The sequence below is a fragment of the Streptomyces sp. NPDC026246 genome (assembly GCF_055567995.1).
The window spans coordinates 182,917-200,649 of the sequence record NZ_JBVHPJ010000002.1 but is presented as its reverse complement, the minus strand read 5'-3'; the positions used below and the strand labels follow the sequence as shown (position 1 = coordinate 200,649).

15 protein-coding genes and 1 tRNA gene are annotated in these 17,733 nt (G+C 72.0%); 10 read left to right on the top strand and 6 right to left on the bottom strand.

The window, feature by feature from the left end:
* Nucleotides 1-20: 20 nt before the first annotated feature.
* On the top strand, nucleotides 21-1,166 hold the full coding sequence (locus tag ACZ4M5_RS05025) for a DUF475 domain-containing protein (protein WP_467733210.1): 1,146 nt from the start codon (nucleotides 21-23) through the stop codon (nucleotides 1,164-1,166).
* 131 nt (nucleotides 1,167-1,297) lie between these two features.
* A complete protein-coding gene (locus tag ACZ4M5_RS05020) occupies nucleotides 1,298-2,032 on the top strand; it encodes a TerD family protein (protein WP_467733208.1) in 735 nt (244 codons plus the stop codon).
* A 30-nt stretch (nucleotides 2,033-2,062) separates the two neighbouring features.
* Here ACZ4M5_RS05020 and ACZ4M5_RS05015 read toward each other — a convergent pair whose 3' ends face one another.
* Nucleotides 2,063-2,953 carry a TerD family protein gene (locus ACZ4M5_RS05015; RefSeq protein WP_467733206.1) on the bottom strand — a complete coding sequence of 297 codons (891 nt, stop codon included), beginning with the start codon at nucleotides 2,951-2,953 and terminating at the stop codon, nucleotides 2,063-2,065.
* 227 nt (nucleotides 2,954-3,180) lie between these two features.
* Between ACZ4M5_RS05015 and ACZ4M5_RS05010 the strand changes: the two genes are divergently transcribed.
* From ACZ4M5_RS05010 to ACZ4M5_RS05000, 3 genes are all read left to right on the top strand, one after another.
* Nucleotides 3,181-4,347 (top strand): HpcH/HpaI aldolase/citrate lyase family protein, encoded by a 1,167-nt coding sequence (locus tag ACZ4M5_RS05010; RefSeq protein WP_467733204.1) that lies wholly within the window; start codon nucleotides 3,181-3,183, stop codon nucleotides 4,345-4,347.
* A gap of 110 nt (nucleotides 4,348-4,457) precedes the next feature.
* Nucleotides 4,458-7,046 (top strand): phosphoribosyltransferase, encoded by a 2,589-nt coding sequence (locus tag ACZ4M5_RS05005; RefSeq protein WP_467733202.1) that lies wholly within the window; start codon nucleotides 4,458-4,460, stop codon nucleotides 7,044-7,046.
* Nucleotides 7,043-7,855: an HAD family hydrolase gene (locus ACZ4M5_RS05000; RefSeq protein WP_467733200.1), complete on the top strand. Its 813-nt coding sequence runs from the start codon at nucleotides 7,043-7,045 to the stop codon at nucleotides 7,853-7,855. Before ACZ4M5_RS05005 ends, ACZ4M5_RS05000 begins: the two co-directional genes overlap by 4 nt.
* On the opposite strand, the gene ACZ4M5_RS04995 is transcribed toward ACZ4M5_RS05000, so the two are convergent.
* Both ACZ4M5_RS04995 and ACZ4M5_RS04990 read right to left on the bottom strand, forming a co-directional pair.
* Nucleotides 7,776-8,582, bottom strand: a complete 807-nt coding sequence (locus tag ACZ4M5_RS04995) for a DedA family protein (protein WP_467733198.1) — start codon at nucleotides 8,580-8,582, stop codon at nucleotides 7,776-7,778. The genes ACZ4M5_RS05000 and ACZ4M5_RS04995 overlap by 80 nt on opposite strands.
* A gap of 59 nt (nucleotides 8,583-8,641) precedes the next feature.
* A complete protein-coding gene (locus ACZ4M5_RS04990; RefSeq protein WP_467733196.1) occupies nucleotides 8,642-8,866 on the bottom strand; it encodes an FmdB family zinc ribbon protein in 225 nt (74 codons plus the stop codon).
* Nucleotides 8,867-9,169: 303 nt separating this feature from the next.
* On the opposite strand from ACZ4M5_RS04990, the gene ACZ4M5_RS04985 reads away from it, so the two are divergent.
* Genes ACZ4M5_RS04985 through ACZ4M5_RS04975 form a run of 3 tightly spaced genes read left to right on the top strand, consistent with a single transcriptional unit; the run spans nucleotide 9,170 to nucleotide 13,864 of the window.
* Nucleotides 9,170-11,293, top strand: coding sequence for a transglycosylase domain-containing protein (locus tag ACZ4M5_RS04985; RefSeq protein WP_467733194.1), 2,124 nt, complete (start codon nucleotides 9,170-9,172; stop codon nucleotides 11,291-11,293).
* A 55-nt stretch (nucleotides 11,294-11,348) separates the two neighbouring features.
* Nucleotides 11,349-12,647, top strand: coding sequence for a polysaccharide deacetylase family protein (locus ACZ4M5_RS04980; protein WP_467733192.1), 1,299 nt, complete (start codon nucleotides 11,349-11,351; stop codon nucleotides 12,645-12,647).
* Between the two features lie 47 nt (nucleotides 12,648-12,694).
* The gene (locus ACZ4M5_RS04975) at nucleotides 12,695-13,864 is read left to right on the top strand and encodes an amidase domain-containing protein (protein ID WP_467733190.1); all 1,170 of its coding nucleotides are present in this window, start codon (nucleotides 12,695-12,697) and stop codon (nucleotides 13,862-13,864) included.
* Nucleotides 13,865-13,883: 19 nt separating this feature from the next.
* Here ACZ4M5_RS04975 and ACZ4M5_RS04970 read toward each other — a convergent pair whose 3' ends face one another.
* Together ACZ4M5_RS04970 and ACZ4M5_RS04965 are read right to left on the bottom strand one after the other, a co-directional pair.
* On the bottom strand, nucleotides 13,884-15,284 hold the full coding sequence (locus ACZ4M5_RS04970) for a coiled-coil domain-containing protein (RefSeq protein WP_467733188.1): 1,401 nt from the start codon (nucleotides 15,282-15,284) through the stop codon (nucleotides 13,884-13,886).
* 74 nt (nucleotides 15,285-15,358) lie between these two features.
* Complete coding sequence (locus tag ACZ4M5_RS04965; RefSeq protein ID WP_467733186.1) at nucleotides 15,359-16,210, bottom strand: DUF4097 family beta strand repeat-containing protein; 852 nt, start codon at nucleotides 16,208-16,210, stop codon at nucleotides 15,359-15,361.
* A gap of 198 nt (nucleotides 16,211-16,408) precedes the next feature.
* Here ACZ4M5_RS04965 and ACZ4M5_RS04960 point away from each other — a divergent pair.
* Nucleotides 16,409-16,480 (top strand) — tRNA-Val (locus ACZ4M5_RS04960).
* A gap of 63 nt (nucleotides 16,481-16,543) precedes the next feature.
* On the opposite strand, the gene ACZ4M5_RS04955 is transcribed toward ACZ4M5_RS04960, so the two are convergent.
* A complete protein-coding gene (locus ACZ4M5_RS04955) occupies nucleotides 16,544-17,083 on the bottom strand; it encodes a hypothetical protein (protein WP_467733184.1) in 540 nt (179 codons plus the stop codon).
* Nucleotides 17,084-17,265: 182 nt separating this feature from the next.
* Between ACZ4M5_RS04955 and ACZ4M5_RS04950 the strand changes: the two genes are divergently transcribed.
* Nucleotides 17,266-17,682 carry a DUF6153 family protein gene (locus ACZ4M5_RS04950; protein ID WP_467733182.1) on the top strand — a complete coding sequence of 139 codons (417 nt, stop codon included), beginning with the start codon at nucleotides 17,266-17,268 and terminating at the stop codon, nucleotides 17,680-17,682.
* Nucleotides 17,683-17,733 lie beyond the last annotated feature (51 nt).

Genomic DNA, 17,733 nt, shown 5'->3' with positions numbered 1-17,733 from the left:
CACACACGATTGGGTAGCCAGTGGTTCTGAAAACCTTCGGGTGGTCGTTCGCGGTCACCGCGCTCGGCTTGGTCGCAGCGGTCTTCTACGGAGGGTGGACCGCTTTCGGCATCGTCGCGATCCTGTCCGTCCTCGAGATCTCGCTGTCCTTCGACAACGCGGTGGTCAACGCCGGAATCCTGAAGAAGATGAATGCCTTCTGGCAGAAGATCTTCCTCACCATCGGCATCCTGATCGCCGTCTTCGGCATGCGGCTGGTCTTCCCCGTCGTGATCGTCGCGATCAGTGCCCAGCTGGGGCCGATCGAGGCGGTCGACCTGGCCCTCACCGACAAGGACCGCTACCAGGAGCTGGTGACCGACGCGCATCCGTCGATCGCCGCCTTCGGTGGCATGTTCCTGCTGATGATCTTCCTCGACTTCATCTTCGAGGACCGGGACATCAAGTGGCTCGGCTGGCTGGAGCGCCCGCTGTCCAAGCTCGGCAAGGTCGACATGCTGTCGGTCTGCATCGCCCTGATCGTCCTGCTCATCTCCTCGATCACCTTCGGCGCGCACGCCCACCAGCACGGCGGCACCCACGCCGACAAGGCGGAGACCGTCCTGCTCGCCGGAATCGCCGGTCTGATCACGTACATGATCGTCGGAGGTCTCTCCAGCTACTTCGAGGACAAGCTCGAAGAGGAGGAGGAGCGCGAGCACGAGGCCGAGGAGAAGGCCGAGCGCGAGGGCAAGCCCAAGTCGGCGGTCAAGCTGGCCGGCAAGGCCGCGTTCTTCATGTTCCTCTACCTGGAGGTCCTGGACGCGTCCTTCTCCTTCGACGGCGTGATCGGCGCCTTCGCCATCACCAACGACATCGTCCTGATGGCGCTCGGCCTGGGCATCGGCGCGATGTACGTCCGTTCGCTGACGGTCTACCTGGTCCGCCAGGGCACCCTGGACGACTACGTCTACCTGGAGCACGGCGCGCACTACGCCATCGGCGCGCTCGCCATGATCCTGCTGGTCACCATCCAGTACGAGATCAACGAGATCATCACCGGCCTCATCGGCGTCGTCCTCATCGGCGCCTCCTTCTGGTCCTCCGTCCGCCGCAACAAGGCGCTCGCGGCGGCCGAGGGAAACGCCGGATCGGGCGACAAGACTGAGGTCTCGTCCGGGGTGTGACACCCCTCCGGGTGAGGAACGCTCTCGACGGGGCGGCCACCGAGGCGACTCCTCGGCGGCCGCCCCGTCGGCCGTCAGGGACCGCGGGCACGACGGTGACCCGCGGTCCTCACGTGAACATGGGGGGCGGAATGGGCCTGTTCGACGGACTCCGGCGCGGCGAGGCGCAGTTCGACTCGGGCAACGCGGCGACCAACGCGATCGAGCTGACCAAGCGGCGCTCACAGATATCACTCACCAAGCAGGACGCGGCCACCGGCCATCTGCGCGTCAACCTCAGCTGGCGGATGCGCACGTCCGACATCGGCGGCGCGCAGCGCGAGAGCCTGCTGCGCCACCCCTTCCGGGCGCTGAAACCGCCGGAGGTCGTCGGCCACAGCCAGTCCATGGTCAACGTCGACCTGGACCTCGGCTGCCTCTACGAGCTGCAGGACGGCAGCAAGGGCGTCGTGCAGCCCCTCGGCGGTTACTTCGGGGACGTCAACGCCCCGCCGTACGTCAAGCTCAGCGGCGACGACCGCTTCGGCTCGGGGTCCGGCGAGACGATGTACATCAACCTGGACCACCGCGAACACATCAAGCGGCTCCTGGTGTTCGTCTACATCTACGACCAGACGCCCGCGTTCGACCGCACCCATGCGAGCGTCACCCTCTACCCCAACAGCGGTCCCCGCATCGAGATCCACCTGGACGAGCGCCAGCCGCAGGCCCGTTCCTGCGCCGTGGTCATGATCGAGAAGGTCAAGGACGAGATCATCGTCCGGCGCGAGGCGAAGTTCGTCTACGGCTTCCAGGCCGAGCTGGACCGGCTCTACGGCTGGGGACTGCAGTGGGGGCGGGGCTACAAGACCAAGGTCGATCGCTGACCCGGGCCCGCCCCGCCGGCCCGTCCGGCGTCAGCGGCCGATGAACTGCGGACCCTGCGGGGGCAGCCGGAAGTCCGGGTCGGGCCCGCCGGCGGGCGGGGGCGGGTAGCCGTAGCCGGACTGCGCGCCCGCGGCCCCGGTCGTGGCCGGCGCCTGCGGGTAGCCGTAGACGGGCGGGCTCGTGGGCTGGGGGTAGCCGTAGGCCGGCTGCGTCACCGGAGGCCGCTGCGCCGGGTAGCCGTAGCCGGACTGCGCGGGCACCCCGGGCGGCTGCTCCGGCGGCAGCGGGCGGGAGGCCGGCTGCCCGGCGGTGGTGGGGGCGGGGCCGGCCGTGGTCGGGGGCGTCGGGACGGAGGCGGTGGGCTCCTCGGCCGCCTCCGACTCGTCCACCGAGATGCCGAAGTCCGTCGCGAGGCCCTTCAGCCCGTTCGAATAGCCCTCGCCCAGCGCCCGGAACTTCCAGCCCTCCCCGCGGCGGTACAGCTCGCCGCAGATCAGCGCCGTCTCCTCGCCCGTCTCCGGCTTCACGTCGAAGTACGCCAAGGCCTCCTCGTCCGTGCCCGCCGCGTCGTACAGCAGGATGCGCAGCGCCTGGACGCGGTCGAAGGTGACGCCGTCCGCCGAGGCGACGATCAGGATGCGGCCGACTTCGGACTCGACACCGGTCAGCTCCGTCCGGATCGTGTCGGTCAGGCCCTCGGCGACCCGCTTCTTGCCGAGCCGCCACACCGTGCCCGAGGGGTGGCGGGGCTGGTTGTAGAAGACGAAGTCCTCGTCGGAGCGCACACGACCGCCGGGGCCGAGGAGCAGCGCGGAGGCGTCGACGTCCGGGACCCCCTGCCCGGGTGTCCAGCGCAGCACGGCGCGTACCGTGGTGGCTTCCAGCGGGACGTTCGACCCCTTCAGCATCGCGTGCGTCATGCGGTCATCCTGCCTTCTCGGTCCTGCTCACGACAACGCGGGGCACGGCGCCACGAGCGGCGCCCCCGGCGGTCGAGGGCTACCGTCGAGAAGGCCGGGTTCGGCTGTGCTTGCCCGCGTTACCTGAAATTCATGCCTGACGGGAACCTGGGACATGGACTTCTACGTACTATTACCGGCCAGCTTTCGTCGATTCGCAGGTCGCGCAACCACCACGGGGGAGATCCATGCGTCATTTCGGGCAGATCGCCCCTGAGGTCCGCCGGCGCCTCTTCCACCGCGAGCCGTGCGCGTTCACGCGGGACTCCCCGGCCCGGCTGCTGTCGGCCGCCCTGGGTGCCACGCTGTACAGCCCCGCCACCCGCCCGCACCTCGCCGACGACGTCCGCAAGCAGGCCGGCCGGGGCGTGGTCTCCATGGTGCTGTGCCTGGAGGACTCGATCGACGACGCCGAGGTCGGCCCGGGCGAGGAGAACCTGGTCCGCCAGCTCACGGTCCTGGCCGGCCTCCCGGACGCGGACCTGCCGCTGCTGTTCATCCGGGTCCGCGCGCCCGAGCAGATACCCGACCTCGTGCGGCGCCTGGGCCCCGCCGTGCGGCTGCTGTCCGGCTTCGTGCTGCCCAAGTTCACCGCGGAGCGCGGCATCCCGTTCCTGGAGGCCCTCGCGGCCGCCGAGGCCGGAAGCGGCCGTCGTCTTTTCGCCATGCCGGTGCTGGAGTCGCCGGAGCTGCTCTACCGCGAGTCGCGCGTGGAGACCCTGGAGGGCATCGTCCGCGTGGTCGACAAGTACCGCGACCGCGTCCTCGCCCTGCGCCTGGGCGTCACGGACTTCTGCTCCTCCTACGGGCTGCGCAGGGGCCCGGACATGACCGCCTACGACGTGCAGATCGTCGCCTCGGTGATCGCCGACGTGGTGAACATGCTGGGCCGGGCCGACGGGACGGGCTTCACCGTGACCGGGCCGGTGTGGGAGTACTTCCGGGTGCAGGAACGCATGTTCAAGCCGTTGCTGCGGCAGAGCCCCTTCCTGGAGGTGCAGGCCGCGGAGCTGCGCGCCCAGCTGATCGAGCACGCCATGGACGGGCTGCTGCGCGAGATCTCCCTGGACCAGGCCAACGGACTGCTGGGCAAGACCTGCATCCACCCCTCCCACGTGCTGCCGGTGCACGCCCTGTCGGTCGTCAGCCGCGAGGAGTTCTCGGACGCCCAGGACATCCTGCGCCCGGAGCGCGGCGGCGGGGGTGTGCTGAGATCGGCGTACACGAACAAGATGAACGAGGTGAAGCCGCATCGGGCCTGGGCCGAGCGGACCCTGCTGCGCGCCGAGGTCTTCGGCGTGGCCAACGAGGACATCGGCTTCGTGGAGCTGCTGGCGGCGGGCCTGCCGCGGTGACGGTCCGGCGCCGGGCATCCATGAAGAAGGCCGGGAAACCCGGGAAACCCGGGAAACCCGGGAAACCCGAGAATGCCGAGAAGCCCGAGAAGTCCGAGAAGCCCGAGAAGGTGGAGAAGGCAGTGAACGAGGGGGAGCGCCCCGAGGTGAGCGACGGAACCGGCCGCGTCTGGTCCGGCGACTGGGTCGCCGAGCGGCTCGGCGTCGAGCTCGTCGGCGACGACCGGCTGACCGGCCTGCTGGGGCTGGCCCTGCGCCGCAACCCCAAGCGGGCCCACCTGCTGGTGTCGAACGTGCTGGGCAAGCACGTCCCGCAGGCGCCGTCCGTGGTGTACGGACACGGGGTCGCGCTGGGCCGCCGGGTGCGGGAACTCCTGGGCGACGACGAGGCCCGGCGGGCCGTCGTCCTCGGCTACGCGGAGACCGCGACGGGCCTCGGCCACTCGGTCGCCGACGGACTGGGCCTCGCTCCCTACCTGCACTCCACCCGCCGCCCCGTGCCCGGCCTCGCCCCGGCCGGCGGCTTCGAGGAGTCCCACTCCCACGCGACCTCGCACCTGCTGCTGCCCGAGGACCCCGCGCTGCTCGCCGGGGACGGGCCGCTGGTCCTGGTCGACGACGAGTTCTCCACGGGCAACACGGTGCTGAACACCGTCCGGGACCTGCACGAGCGGTATCCACGGCGGCGGTACGTCGTGGTGGCGTTGGTGGACATGCGGTCCGCCGCCGACGCGGGGCGGCTGGAGGAGTTCGCCCGCGAGATCGGCGCGCGGGTGGACCTGGTGGCGGCGGCCTCGGGGACGGTGCGGCTGCCCGAGGGCGTGCTGGAGAAGGGGCAGGAACTGGTGGCCCGGTACGAGGCGCGCAGTGCCGGTGAGGGGTCGCCGGCGGGTGCGGCGCCGTCGCGGCCGCTCGCGCGGTTCCCCGCACCCCCCGAGGGCGTCGCCCCCCTGGAGGGGCGGGGAACCGCGCGAACGACTCCCCCCGACCCGCACCCGGACGACGACGGCACCGCCCCCCACGCCACCCGCGTCGACCTGAACTGGCCCGCCGGCCTGCCCGACGGAGGCCGGCACGGGTTCACGCCCGCGCACCGGGAGCGCCTGGAAGCCGCCCTCCCCGTGATGGCCCGCCGCCTGGCGCACGCACTGCCCGAAGGGGCCCGCCGCGTCCACGTCCTCGGCTTCGAGGAGCTGATGTACGCCCCGCTGCGGCTCGCCGAGGCCCTGGAGCGGACGACGGACGCCGAGGTCCGCTACTCCACCACCACCCGCTCGCCCGTCCTGGCGCTCGACGACCCCGGCTACGCGATACGCACGCGCCTCGCCTTCCCCGCCCACGACGACCCCGCCGACGGCCCCGGCGAGCGGTACGCCTACAACGTCGCGGGCGCCGGATTCGACGCCGTCGTCGTGGTGGTCGACTCGGCCGCCGACACCCCCGCGCTGCACGCGCCCGGCGGCCTGCTGGCCCGCCTCGCCGCGCACACCCCCGAGGTCCTCCTCGCCGTCGTACCGTCGTACGTCCCTGAAAGGCCCCGCATGCTGCCCGCGCCCCTCCGTGGCCCCGCCTTCTCCTCTTACGCGCCCGAGGAGGTCGGCTGGCTGCTCCAGGACCTCTCGGACGTGACCCTGGAGGCGCCCACCGAGGAGCGCGAGGAGGCGATCCAGAGCGGCGGCGCCCACTACGCGGAGTCCCTGCCGGTGGAGTACCAGCCGAGCGAGCAGTACCAGGAGCTGTTCCACGCCGCGCTGACCGTCTCCGCGGCCCGTATCGCCCGCGCGGTCGGCGTCGTCACCGAGACGGTCCTCGCCGAGCGGTCCCCGCGCCCGGTCCTGGTCTCGCTGGCCCGGGCCGGCACCCCCGTCGGCATCCTGATGCGCCGCTGGGCGCAGCACCGGCACGGCCTGGACCTGCCGCACTACGCCGTGTCGATCGTGCGCGGCCGCGGCATCGACGCCAACGCCCTGCGCTGGCTCGCGGCGCACCACGACCCCCGGGACGTCGTCTTCGTCGACGGCTGGACCGGCAAGGGCGCCATCACGCGCGAACTGGCCCAGGCGCTGACGGAGTTCGAGAAGTCCGACGGCGTCACCGGCTTCGACCCGGAGATCGCCGTGCTGGCCGACCCGGGCTCCTGCGTGCGCACCTACGGCACCCGCGAGGACTTCCTCATCCCCTCCGCCTGCCTCAACTCCACCGTGTCGGGGCTGGTTTCGCGGACCGTGCTGCGCGCGGACCTGGTCGGCCCGCACGACTTCCACGGCGCCAAGTTCTACCGCGAACTCGCCGCCACGGACGTCTCGGTGGCGTTCCTGGACGCCGTCTCGGCCCGTTTCCCCGAGGTCGCGGACGCGGCCTGCGCCCAGGCCGCGGAACTGCTGGCCGCCGACCGCACCCCCACCTGGGAGGGCTGGGCCGCCGTCGAGCGCATCAGTGAGGAGTACGGCATCCACGACGTGAACCTCGTCAAGCCCGGCGTCGGCGAGACCACCCGGGTGATGCTGCGCCGCGTGCCCTGGAAGGTCCTGGCGCGGGCCGGGGCGGGCAGCGACCTCGACCACGTCCGCCTGCTCGCCGAGCAGCGCGGAGTCCCGGTGGAGGAGGTCGACGCGCTGCCCTACACCTGCGTCGGCCTGATCCACCCCAAGTACACCCGGGGCGCGACCGGCGCCGACGGCAAGGCGGTGACCCTGTGACGCGCGTGATCGTCGCGAGCGACCTCGACCGGACGCTGATCTACTCCTCGGCGGCCCTGGCGCTGACCATGCCGGACGCCCGGGCACCCCGGCTGCTGTGCGTGGAGGTGCACGAGAGCAGGCCGCTGTCGTACATGACGGAGACCGCGGCCGGTCTCCTGACGGAGCTGGGCGACGCGGCCGTGTTCGTGCCGGCGACGACCCGGACGCGCAAGCAGTACCAGCGCATCAACCTGCCCGGCCCGCAGCCCACGTACGCGATCTGCGCGAACGGCGGCCACCTTCTGGTGGACGGGGTGTCCGACCCCGGCTGGCACGCGCAGGTGACCGCACGGCTGGCCGACCAGTGCGCGCCCCTGGCCGAGGTGCAGGAGCACCTGCTGAGGGCCGCCGACCCGGTCTGGGTGCGCAAGCACCGTGTCGCCGACGACCTCTTCGCCTACCTCGTCGTCGAGCGTGAACTGCTCGACGAGGACTGGGTGAAGGAACTCGCCGTGTGGGCGGAGAACCGGGGCTGGACCGTGTCCCTCCAGGGCCGCAAGATCTACGCCGTCCCCAAGCCGCTCACCAAGAGCGCGGCCCTGCGCGAGGTCGCCCGGCGCACCGGGGCCGATCTCACGCTGGCCGCGGGCGACTCCCTGCTCGACGCGGACCTGCTCCTCGCGGTGGACCGGGGCTGGCGGCCCGGTCACGGGGAGCTGGCCGACACCGGCTTCACGGCTCCTTCGGTCAGGGCGCTCCCCGAGAGGGGCGTTCTGGCCGGGGAGCGGATCCTGAGGGAGTTCCTGGGGGCGGTACGGGACGCCTGAGAACTCGGGTGTCCTGGTCCTGGTCGCGGTCGCGGTCGCGGTCGCGGTCCGGGTGCGGCGTGCCGGTGGCTTGTCGCGCAGTTCCCCGCGCCCCTGGGGCGCGCGCCTCCTTGGGGCGTCGTAGGAGCCGGACGGCGATGAACACCACCACCGCCAGGGCCACCACCGCCAGGACCACCTTGGAGTAGGTGGAGACGACGTCGGACACCGTGTGCCAGTTCGCGCCGAGGAAGTAGCCGGCGAGCACGAACACGGTGTTCCAGATCGCGCTGCCCAGGGTGGTCAGACCGAGGAACACCGGCAGGCGCATCCGCTCCACGCCGGCCGGTACGGAGATCAGGCTGCGGAAGATGGGGATCATCCGGCCGAAGAACACGGCCTTGGTGCCGTGCCTGTCGAACCAGGCCTCGGTCTTCTCGATGTCCGAGACCTTCACCAGCGGCAGCCGCTCCGCGATCGCCACCGTCCGGTCACGGCCGAGCAGCGCGCCGACCCCGTACAGCGCGAGGGCGCCGATCACCGAGCCGGCCGTCGTCCACAGCAGCACGGCGAGCAGGCTCATCCGCCCGCTGCTCGCGGCGAAGCCGGCCAGCGGCAGGATCACCTCGCTGGGCAGGGGCGGGAACAGGTTCTCCAGGGCGATGGCGAGACCGGCACCCGGTGCGCCCATCGTGTCCATGAGGTCGTTGACCCACTGCGGTCCGGCGTCCGCGGCGATGGCTGTCATGCGGCCACCGTAGGAAACCGGACCTGAAGAAGAGCTGAGGAAGGACCCCGGGGCCGGTGTCAGCCGCAGCAGCCGCCGCCGCAGCAGCCACCGCCGCCCCCGCCGCCCGCCCGGGGCGCCGGGGCCGGGGCGGAGGCCGAGCCGGCCACCGCGACGGTGGACAGGAGCTTCACCGTGTCGTCGTGCCCGGCGGGGCAGGCGGCGGGGGCGGCGGAGTCGGCCATGGGGCGGCTCAGTTCGAAGGTGTCGCCGCAGGTCCGGCAGCGGTACTCGTAGCGAGGCATGGGGACAGATTAGTGCGAGGCGATGGAAATACCACTCGTCGGGATCACATGTGACCGTTCTTGCCTCAACCGCTATGGAGAAGCTGTAAAGGCCACTGGTAGCTTTCCATCGTCGCGAGAAGCCACACGGTCGGGGGGATGTGGAGCGCGCCGCGGTCGACAGCGGTAGCCGGGCTCTCGCGCGAGCACCACCGTAAGCGGGGGAGGGGAGACACAGCCGTGACCGAGGCTGGGCGGGAACCGGACGAGACCATGCAGTTGAAGGCTCCCGCGTCCCCACATGCGGACAGACCCGATCAAACCATGCAGTTGCGGGCGGAGGACGTGGTCGCCGCCACCAGCGCGGCCGCGGCCTCCGAGGGGTCCCCCGCCTCCGACGAGGCCGCCGAACCGTCCTCCGGCCGCGGATCCCGCCGCCGGCGCAAGACCGCCCGGACGTTCAGGCCCGCCGCGTACCTCGCCCCGCTGGCCCCCTACGCCGCCCGCCTCGCCCCCTACGCCCGCCGCCTGCGGCCCGTCTACCCCCGGCCCGGCCGCACCGGCTGGCGCCGCTGGGCGCCCTCCTGGCGGCAGTGGCTCGGGGCCGCGCTGACGTTCACCGGGCTGTCCGTCGTGTTCCTGGGCGTCGCCTACGCCGCCACCGACGTCCCCGAGAACCTCAACTCGTACGCCACCCAGCAGGACAACGTCTACTACTGGTCCGACGGCACGCCCATGGCCCGCACCGGCTGGGTGCAGCGCCAGGAGATGCCCCTGAAGGACATCCCCGTGGACGTCCGCGACGCGGTGCTGGCGGCCGAGAACGCCAGCTTCTACAGCGACCCCGGCATATCCTTCAGCGGCCTCACACGGGCCGTGTGGCGCACCGTGGGCCAGGGGGAGACCCAGGGCGGCTCGACCATCACCCAGCAGTACGTCAAGAACGTCTACCTCAACCAGGACCGTTCGGTGGGCCGCAAGTTCACCGAGGCCATGCTCGCCCTCAAGCTCGACAACGAGATGGACAAGGACGAGATCCTCGAGGGCTACCTCAACACCAGCTGGTTCGGCCGCGGCACCTACGGCATCCAGCGCGCCGCCCAGGCGTACTACGGCAAGGATGTCCGCGAACTCGACGTCAGCGAGGCCGCCTTCCTCGCCTCCCTCCTCAAGGGCGCCGGACTCTACGACCCCGCCCTGGGCGGGGCCAACCACGCCCGGGCCGTGGAGCGCTGGTCCTGGATACTCGACCGCATGGTCGACGTCGGAACGCTGTCGAAGTCGGAGCGGGCCAAGTACCGGAAGTTCCCCGAGCCGCTCAAGCACGCGCCGGGCTACGACACCGGCAAGCAGAGCGACTACCTCGTGGAACTGGCCACCCAGTACGCCAAGAAGGCCGGGCGCATCTCCGACAAGGAGTTCGACCTCGGCGGCTTCCAGATCTACACGACCTTCGACCGGGGCCAGGAGACCGCGCTCACCAAGGCCGTGACCAAGGCCCGCGAGCAGGCCCGCAAGGACGACCCGGCCAAGGCCAGGACCGTGCACTACGGCGCCGCCTCGGTGGCCACCGACGGGCGCATCCTCGCCCTGCACGGCGGCCCCGACCACCGCAAGCAGGGCTACAACGAGTCCAACGCGACCACCGTCCCGGCCGGTTCGGCCTTCCTGCCGTTCGTCTACGCCGCCGCCCTGGAGCACGGCGTGCAGAAGACCCGGGACGGCACCCGCACCCGGGTCACCCCGGAGACCCTCTACAACGGCGACGACGGCGTCCCCGTGACGACACCCGAGGGGCCGTACTGGGACCGCAGCGGCAAGAAGGTCGCCGCCCGCAACGACGGCGAGAAGTCCTACGGGCAGATCAGCCTGGCCCGGGCGCTCGCCCTGTCGGTGAACACGCCGTTCATGCAGCTCGGCATGGACACCGGCCTGGACAAGGTGCGCGGCACCGCCGAGGCCGCGGGCCTGCTCTCCTCCAGCTTCGGCCCGAACGTGCCGGCGATGTCCCTGGGCAGCGCCACGCCCAGTGCGATCCGCATGGCGAGCGGATACGCGACCTTCGCGGCCGGGGGCAAGCACGTCGAGCCGTACTCCGTGGACCGGATCACCCGCAACGGCGCCAAGGTCGCGCTGGCGAAGCCGGCGTCCCGCCGCGCGGTGAAGACGGCCACGGCCGAGGCGGTCCAGGCCGCCCTGACGGACGCCTTCCGCACCGCCCACCCGGGGGCGGCCACGCCCGACGGGGTGTCCGGCAAGGCGGGAACCGCGCAGAGCGACACCGCGTCCTGGTATGTCGGAACCGCCGAGTCCGTGTCGACGGCCGTCGTCACCTACCGCATCGACCTCACCAAGAGCCTGGAACCGCTGCCGTTGAAGGGGATCGCGGGGACCCCCGACGACAGCGTCCCGTACACCATCTGGTCCAGAGCCCGGGGCGTCGGCTGACCCCGGCGCCCGGCGCCTCCCAGACCTTCCCACTCCCTCGCAGAATGAGCCGCGCATGAAGTCACCCTCCGGTCGCCGTCGCGCACCGCGCGCCCCCAGCGCGTCCCGCCGCGCCCTGGGCGCCATATCCCCGCGCATCCTGACCCTGGCGGCGCTCGTCGTCGTCGCGTGCCTGGTCGCGGGCTACCTGGTGCTGACCCGACAGGAGAAGACCACCCCGACCGCCTCCTCCGGGGCGGCGCGCAAGAACACCTCCGAGAAGAACGACCACCAGCCGCAGTGGGACGGCAAGACCAAGGTCCTCGGAGACGGCTCCACCTCCTACACCGGCCCGCCGAAGAAGCAGTTGAAGCCGGTCCCGCTCAAGCCGGGCGAGAAGCCGCCCCAGTTCGTCGTCTTCTCCTGGGACGGCGCCCTCCAGGGCGACGACGGGCTGTTCGCGCACTACCGGGAGCTGTCCCGGCAGTACGGCGCCCACATGACCTACTTCCTCACCGGCATCTACCTGGTGCCCAAGGGCAAGAAGGACCTCTACTCCCCGCCGCAGCACGACAAGGGCTCGGCGGCGATCAGCTTCCCCACCGACGAGCACATCCGCACCACGCTGGTGGAGCTCGGCAAGGCGTGGAAGGACGGCAACGAGATCGGCACCCACTTCAACGGCCACTTCTGCGGGGAGAAGGGCGGCGGCGACTGGAGCGTCGAGGAGTGGAAGAGCGAGATCGACCAGTTCTACTCGTTCGTCGAGAAGTGGAAGACCAACACCGGCTTCACGGACCTCGCTCCGCTGCCGTTCGACCCGCGGAAGGAAGTCGCCGGGGGCCGTGCGCCCTGCCTGGAGGGACAGGCCAACCTGCTGAAGGCCGCCGAGAAGTACGGCTGGCGCTACGACGCGAGCTCCGCGGGCGACTTCCAGATATGGCCCCGCAAGAAGGACGGCATCTGGGACTTCCCGCTGCAGATGCTCCCGTACGAGGGCGGCGACTACCAGGGCCTGTCCATGGACTTCAACTTCCTGTACAACCAGTCCGACGGTGAGACCGAGGGCGACCCGGCGAAGTACCCCGAGTGGGAGCAGCAGACGGTCAACTCCTATATGTCCGGCTTCAACCGGGTGTACTACGGCAGCCGTGCACCGCTGTTCATCGGAAACCACTTCGAGAACTGGAACGGTGGCATATACATGAGAGCCGTCGACCAGGTCGTCAAGACGGTGTGCACCAAGAAGGACGTCAAGTGCGTGTCCTTCAGGGAGCTGGCCGACTGGCTGGACGCGCAGAAGCCCGAGACGCTTCAGCGGCTGCGCTCCCTCGACCCGGCCCAGTCGCCCGACTGGTCGAAGGTCGTGAAGTGACAGACCCCAAGCCCGGCACACCCAGGCCGGGCCAGAGAGGAACATCAGTGAGATCGAGAAGACTGACCGGCACCCGACGCCGCGTCACGATAATCGGGGCCGCGGCGACCTCGGTGGTCGCCGGGGTCGCCCTGCTGCCCAACTGGAGCGCCGGCGCGGCGGTCACCGACGACCCGACGGTCGACGCGCGGACCAAGGCCACGTTCCAGCGGCTGGCGGACGCCGTCTTCACCGACCGGACCAACGCCCTGCTCGACGGCGGCCGGGGCGGCAAGGACGCGCCGCTGACCGACCGGTTCTCCGGCGACGTCGCCCTGTCCTCGGGCACGGCCCGCACCGAGGACGCCACGCTGTCCGGGCTGGAGCAGCGCAAGGCGAAGCTGGCCAAGGCCGGCGAGAAGTACAGCAAGGCCGGCACCACCGTCACCCTCAACGCCACGCGGGTGACCGGCCGTACGGCCAAGGCCGCGGTCACCGAGACCACGACCCTGACCTACGCCGGGGCCCGGGGCGACGCGCCGCGCACCACCGGCTTCCAGGCCAAGCACGAGCTGACCTTCAAGGCCGACCGGCAGGGCAACTGGCGGCTGACGGCCATCCAGGACAGCGACGAGGGCGGCCTCGCGGTGAACACGCTGTCCAAGCCGGCCTCCGTGAAGGTGGCCACGTCCGGCACCACCACGCCGAGCGCCCCCCGGGCGGCGACCACCCGCTACCCGGTCCAGGTGCCCAAGACCGCTACGACGTACGACTACAAGGCCATGGCGGCCTACGCCGAGAAGCACTGGAACGCCTACAACAAGGACTACCCGGACTTCAACGGCCAGGGCGCCGGCGGCGACTGCACCAACTTCGTCAGCCAGGCCCTGAAGGCGGGCGGCTGGAAGCACGTCCCCGGCTACGTGTACGACTACACGCGGTGGTTCGGCAACGCCGACATCCAGTCGCACTCGTTCATCGGTGTCAACGAGTGGTCCTGGTTCGCGCAGAACTCCAAGCGGACCACGCCGCTGTCGAACGTCTACCAGCTCGAGGTCGGCGACGTCCTCCAGATGGACTTCGACCGGGACGGGTCCAAGGACCACACCATGATCGTCACGTACAAGAGCCGCGGCGTGCCGTACGTGACGTACCACTCGAACAACACCCTGCGCAGGTCGGTGGCGAGCCTCGTGGCCTCGTACCCGACGGCGTACTACTACGCCTACCGCACCTGATGGCGGGCGGGGGCCGGGTTCAGTGCCCGGCCCCGCGCTCTTCCCGGATCCGGGAGACCACGCCGGCCACCGACTGCCGTACCGCCTCCGTCTCCAGGAGGAAGTGCCAGTAGTCGGGGTGCCGGCCCTCCAGAGCGGCGACGGCGCGCTCCAGCCGGGCCACGGCCTCGTCCAGCGGGCGGGCGTGACGCGGGTCCGGGGTGTTGCGGCCGGCCATGGCCAGCCGCTGGGCGTCGCGGATCGCGAAACGCGTGCGCTCGATCTCCTGCTCGGGGTCCTTCTGCACGGCGTTCAGGCGGCGCAGCCGGTCACCGGCGGCCGAGACGGCCTCGTCGGTGGTGTTCAGCAGGGCCCGCACGGTCGACAGCAGGGCCGTGGCGTCCGCCCAGCGCTGCTCGTCGCGGGCCGCGCGGGCTTCGGCCAGCTTCGTCTCGGCCTGGCGGACGTTGCCCGCCGCCACGTCGGGGACCTGCTGCAGGTCCTGCCAGCAGGCCGCGGTGAACCGGCGGCGCAGTTCGCTCAGGGTCGGCTCGACCTGCTCGGAGCGGGTGGTGAGGGCCTGGGCGCGGGTGCGCAGGGAGACCAGGCGGTGGTCGATCTCGGCGGCGCGCTCCGGCAGCCGCTCGGCCTCGACCCGGACCGCCTCCGCCGCGCGCGTGACCCGCTCGGCCCGCTCCAGGGTCTGCGGCACGCCGTGCTGCCCGGCGCCCTGGTTCAGCTTGGTCAGCTCCGGCGAGAGGGCCGCCAGACGCGCGGCGAGATCATCCGCCTTCAGGCCCGAGTCGCGCACGGCGTCCAGCGCGCCGGAGGCGGCGAGCAGGGCCTGGCGGGCCCGCTCGACCGCGGGGGCGAGGCGGGCCAGCTGGGTCTCGGCCTTGCCGAGCAGTGGGCCGAGGCCCTCCGCGAACCGGTCCAGGTCGCGCTTGACCCGGTCCAGTTCCTCCTTCGCCGCGGTCAGCTCGGCCCGGGCCCGGGAAGCGGCCGAGGCCTCCAGGTCGTCGCGGTCGAGGTCGTGGGCGTCGACGGCCGAGATGTACTGGTGACTGGCCTCGTCGATGCGCCGTCCCAGGGCGTCGAAGCCCTCGACCGCGCGCCGGGCGGCGGGGGAGTCGTCGACCGCCCTGATCGTCTCGATGGAGATGCGCAGGTCGCGCTGGGCGGTGTCGAGCTCGTAGAAGGCGGCGGCCACGGCGTCCTTGGCGGCCTGGGCCTCGGCACGCTGGTTCTCCGCCCGGCCGCCGAACCAGCGCCGGGTGCCGCCGCCCGCGAAGGCCGCGGGCAGCGCCAGGGCGAGCAGCACCGGCAGCGCCGCCAGCGCGAGCGTGTCGCGCAGCGGGCCCGGGGCGCGGTCAGGGCGGCGGCGCGGACGTTGTGCGCGCGGCACCGACGGCGAGTACGGCTGTGCTGGTGTCGCCGTCACATCCCTCTCCCGTGCTGTGGTCCACCCTGCCCGGTGTCATTCTCCCACCGGTGGAGGACGAACACACGGGCCGGTCAGTTCGCCGTTCGCACGGTGATTCTGCCGTCACCGGTCTCGGCGGACACCACGTGCCCGCTGTTCTCGTCGCGCGGGACCGACACGTCGACGCCCCCGTCGCCGGTCCGGGTGGTCACCCGGTAGGCCGCCCGGGGCACCGAGACGGTGACGGAGCCGTCGCCGCTGCGGCTCTCCACCCGGTCCGGTACGACGCCGAGTTCGAGCCGGACGGAGCCGTCGCCGGTGTGGGTGCGCACGTCCCGGGAGGAGACGTCGGCCCGGATGGAGCCGTCGCCGGTGCGCATCCGCAGCGGGCCGCTCACGCCCGAGACGCGGATCGAGCCGTCCCCGGTGCGCAGCTCGGTGGGGCCCGTGGTGTCGGTGACGCGGACGGAGCCGTCGCCGGTGCGGATGTCCAGCCGGTCGCGGAAGCCCCGGGCGCGGACGCTGCCGTCGCCGTCCTCGACCTTCACGGTGATGCCGCGGGGCACCTCGATGCGGTGCTTGGCCGAGCAGTCCGCGACGACACCGGAGCACTTCAGCCGCAGGACGAGCCGGTCGTCCCGCATGGACCAGGTCACCTCGGGATCCCTGCCCATCACGACCGAGCCCTGGAACCAGCGGGTGACCTGGATGCGGCCCACCGGGTGCTCCTCGGCGGCGACGATCTCCAGGGCGGAGTCGTCCGAGTCGACGGTGAGCGTGCGGCCCCTCAGGTCGAAGGCCTTGTGGTCGGGGTCCTCGTCGTCCCCGGCGGAGGCCCCGCAGGCGCTCAGCCCGGCTACGAGGACCGCGACGGCACCGGTGAGGGCGGCCGCGCGGACGGTGGCGGTGCGGGTCGTGCGGGCGGTGCGTGCGGTGCGGGCCATGACGGTCTCCCCCTGGACGGAACGACGGGCGCTCTCGGGCGCTGTCACGACCGTAGGCAACGGGGGCCGCCGAGAGGATCCGGGCCGCTCCCGGATCGGCGGTGGGGTTAACCCCCGGCACGGCCCGGACACGGGTTTGCGGGACCGCGCCCCGGGCAGGGTAGGCTGTCCACTCGTCCCGGGCGTGCCCGGGGACGCGGGTGCGTAGCTCAGGGGTAGAGCGCCTGCCTTACAAGCAGGATGTCGGCGGTTCGAAACCGTCCGCGCCCACCGCGGTCGACAGGCCCCCGGGGTTCCCGGGGGCCTGTCGGCGTTCCTTCTGCCGGTGCGCGGTCAGTAGTTGGCGTTGGCCAGGATCTCGCCGTCCTTGTCGTAGACGGTGACCAGGCCGTTGTCCGACTCGTAGCAGGACGTGAACGCGGACGCGATGAGCTTGCCCTCGCCCTGGTGCGGGCCGGTCAGCCCACCGCTGAAGTCGGTGTAGACCTCCGCCGCGTCGAGGATGTCGTTGCGCTTGTCCGCGCCGGTCACCTTGGTGACGTGCTCGGCGGCGGCCTTCTCCGTCTGCGTGCCGCTCTCGGCGACGCAGGCGCGGAACTGCTCGGCCTGGCTCTTCTGCGCGGCCGGCCCGGCCTTCTTCGGCTTGCTGTCGGCGGTGACGGCCTTGTCCTTGCTCGAGCTGTCGCCGCTGTCGTCCCCGCCGCCGCCCGTGGCGACGGCGGCGATGACGAAGAGGGCGAGGACGCCCGCGCAGCCGAGCCCCGCGATCTTGCCGATGCCGCGCTTCTTCGGCGGTTGCGGCACCGGGGTGCCGAAGCCGGGCTGCTGCGGCGGATAGGGCTGGGCGGGCTGCTGCGGGTGCTGCTGGCTCATGGGTACCCCTCGATCAATCGTGTCGTGCGGGGGTACGACGTCCCGTGGCGCGTGGACGGTTGTAGAAGGTTGAATGAGTTCACTCGATGGGGCGGCGCGCTCGCACGCATGTCCCGTCTTCCGTACGCGAGTTCCGGGGGGTGCCGCCGCCCGCGCCCGTGCGGATCCCTACGCTGTGCGGCGTGACCAGCCCCCGTCCCTCCGCCCCGCGCCCCGCGCCGCCGTCGCGGCGGGTGCTGGTTGTCCTGGGGCTGCTGGCGGGGCTGCTGGGGATGCACGGGCTGGCGCCCGGTGGAGCCCTGCCGCCGCGTGCGCCCCTGGCCGCGCACGCGACGCACGAGGCGTTCCGTACGGATCCGTCCGGCGCGGTGCCCGGTCAGGCCGCGGCCGACGGGCACTGCGGCGGCGGTGACGCCCGGCACGCCGACGCGACCTGCGCCTCGGGCGCCCCGGGCGGCGGGCCGGCGCTCCCGGCGCTCACCCCTTCCCTCGCCCCGGCCGTCGCGGCCGACGGCGCCCCGCGTGCCCGGGCGCTCGGAGCGCCGGACGGGGCGCGCGGTCCGCCCTCCCTGGCCGAACTTCAGCTCCTGCGGATCTAAAGACACCCCGCGCACCGCGCCGAAACGATCGGTGGCGGTGCGGTGCGTCGC

What these genes read in the sequence shown, in the direction of transcription:
- ACZ4M5_RS04985 (WP_467733194.1), top strand. Translation starts at nt 9,170, where the DNA reads ATGCAGTTGCGGGCGGAGGACGTGGTCGCCGCCACCAGCGCGGCCGCG.
- ACZ4M5_RS04965 (WP_467733186.1), bottom strand. Translation starts at nt 16,210, where the DNA reads ATGGCCCGCACCGCACGCACCGCCCGCACGACCCGCACCGCCACCGTC.
- ACZ4M5_RS04980 (WP_467733192.1), top strand. Translation starts at nt 11,349, where the DNA reads ATGAAGTCACCCTCCGGTCGCCGTCGCGCACCGCGCGCCCCCAGCGCG.
- ACZ4M5_RS05010 (WP_467733204.1), top strand. Translation starts at nt 3,181, where the DNA reads ATGCGTCATTTCGGGCAGATCGCCCCTGAGGTCCGCCGGCGCCTCTTC.
- ACZ4M5_RS05015 (WP_467733206.1), bottom strand. Translation starts at nt 2,953, where the DNA reads ATGACGCACGCGATGCTGAAGGGGTCGAACGTCCCGCTGGAAGCCACC.
- ACZ4M5_RS04955 (WP_467733184.1), bottom strand. Translation starts at nt 17,083, where the DNA reads ATGAGCCAGCAGCACCCGCAGCAGCCCGCCCAGCCCTATCCGCCGCAG.
- ACZ4M5_RS04995 (WP_467733198.1), bottom strand. Translation starts at nt 8,582, where the DNA reads ATGACAGCCATCGCCGCGGACGCCGGACCGCAGTGGGTCAACGACCTC.
- ACZ4M5_RS04990 (WP_467733196.1), bottom strand. Translation starts at nt 8,866, where the DNA reads ATGCCTCGCTACGAGTACCGCTGCCGGACCTGCGGCGACACCTTCGAA.
- ACZ4M5_RS05020 (WP_467733208.1), top strand. Translation starts at nt 1,298, where the DNA reads ATGGGCCTGTTCGACGGACTCCGGCGCGGCGAGGCGCAGTTCGACTCG.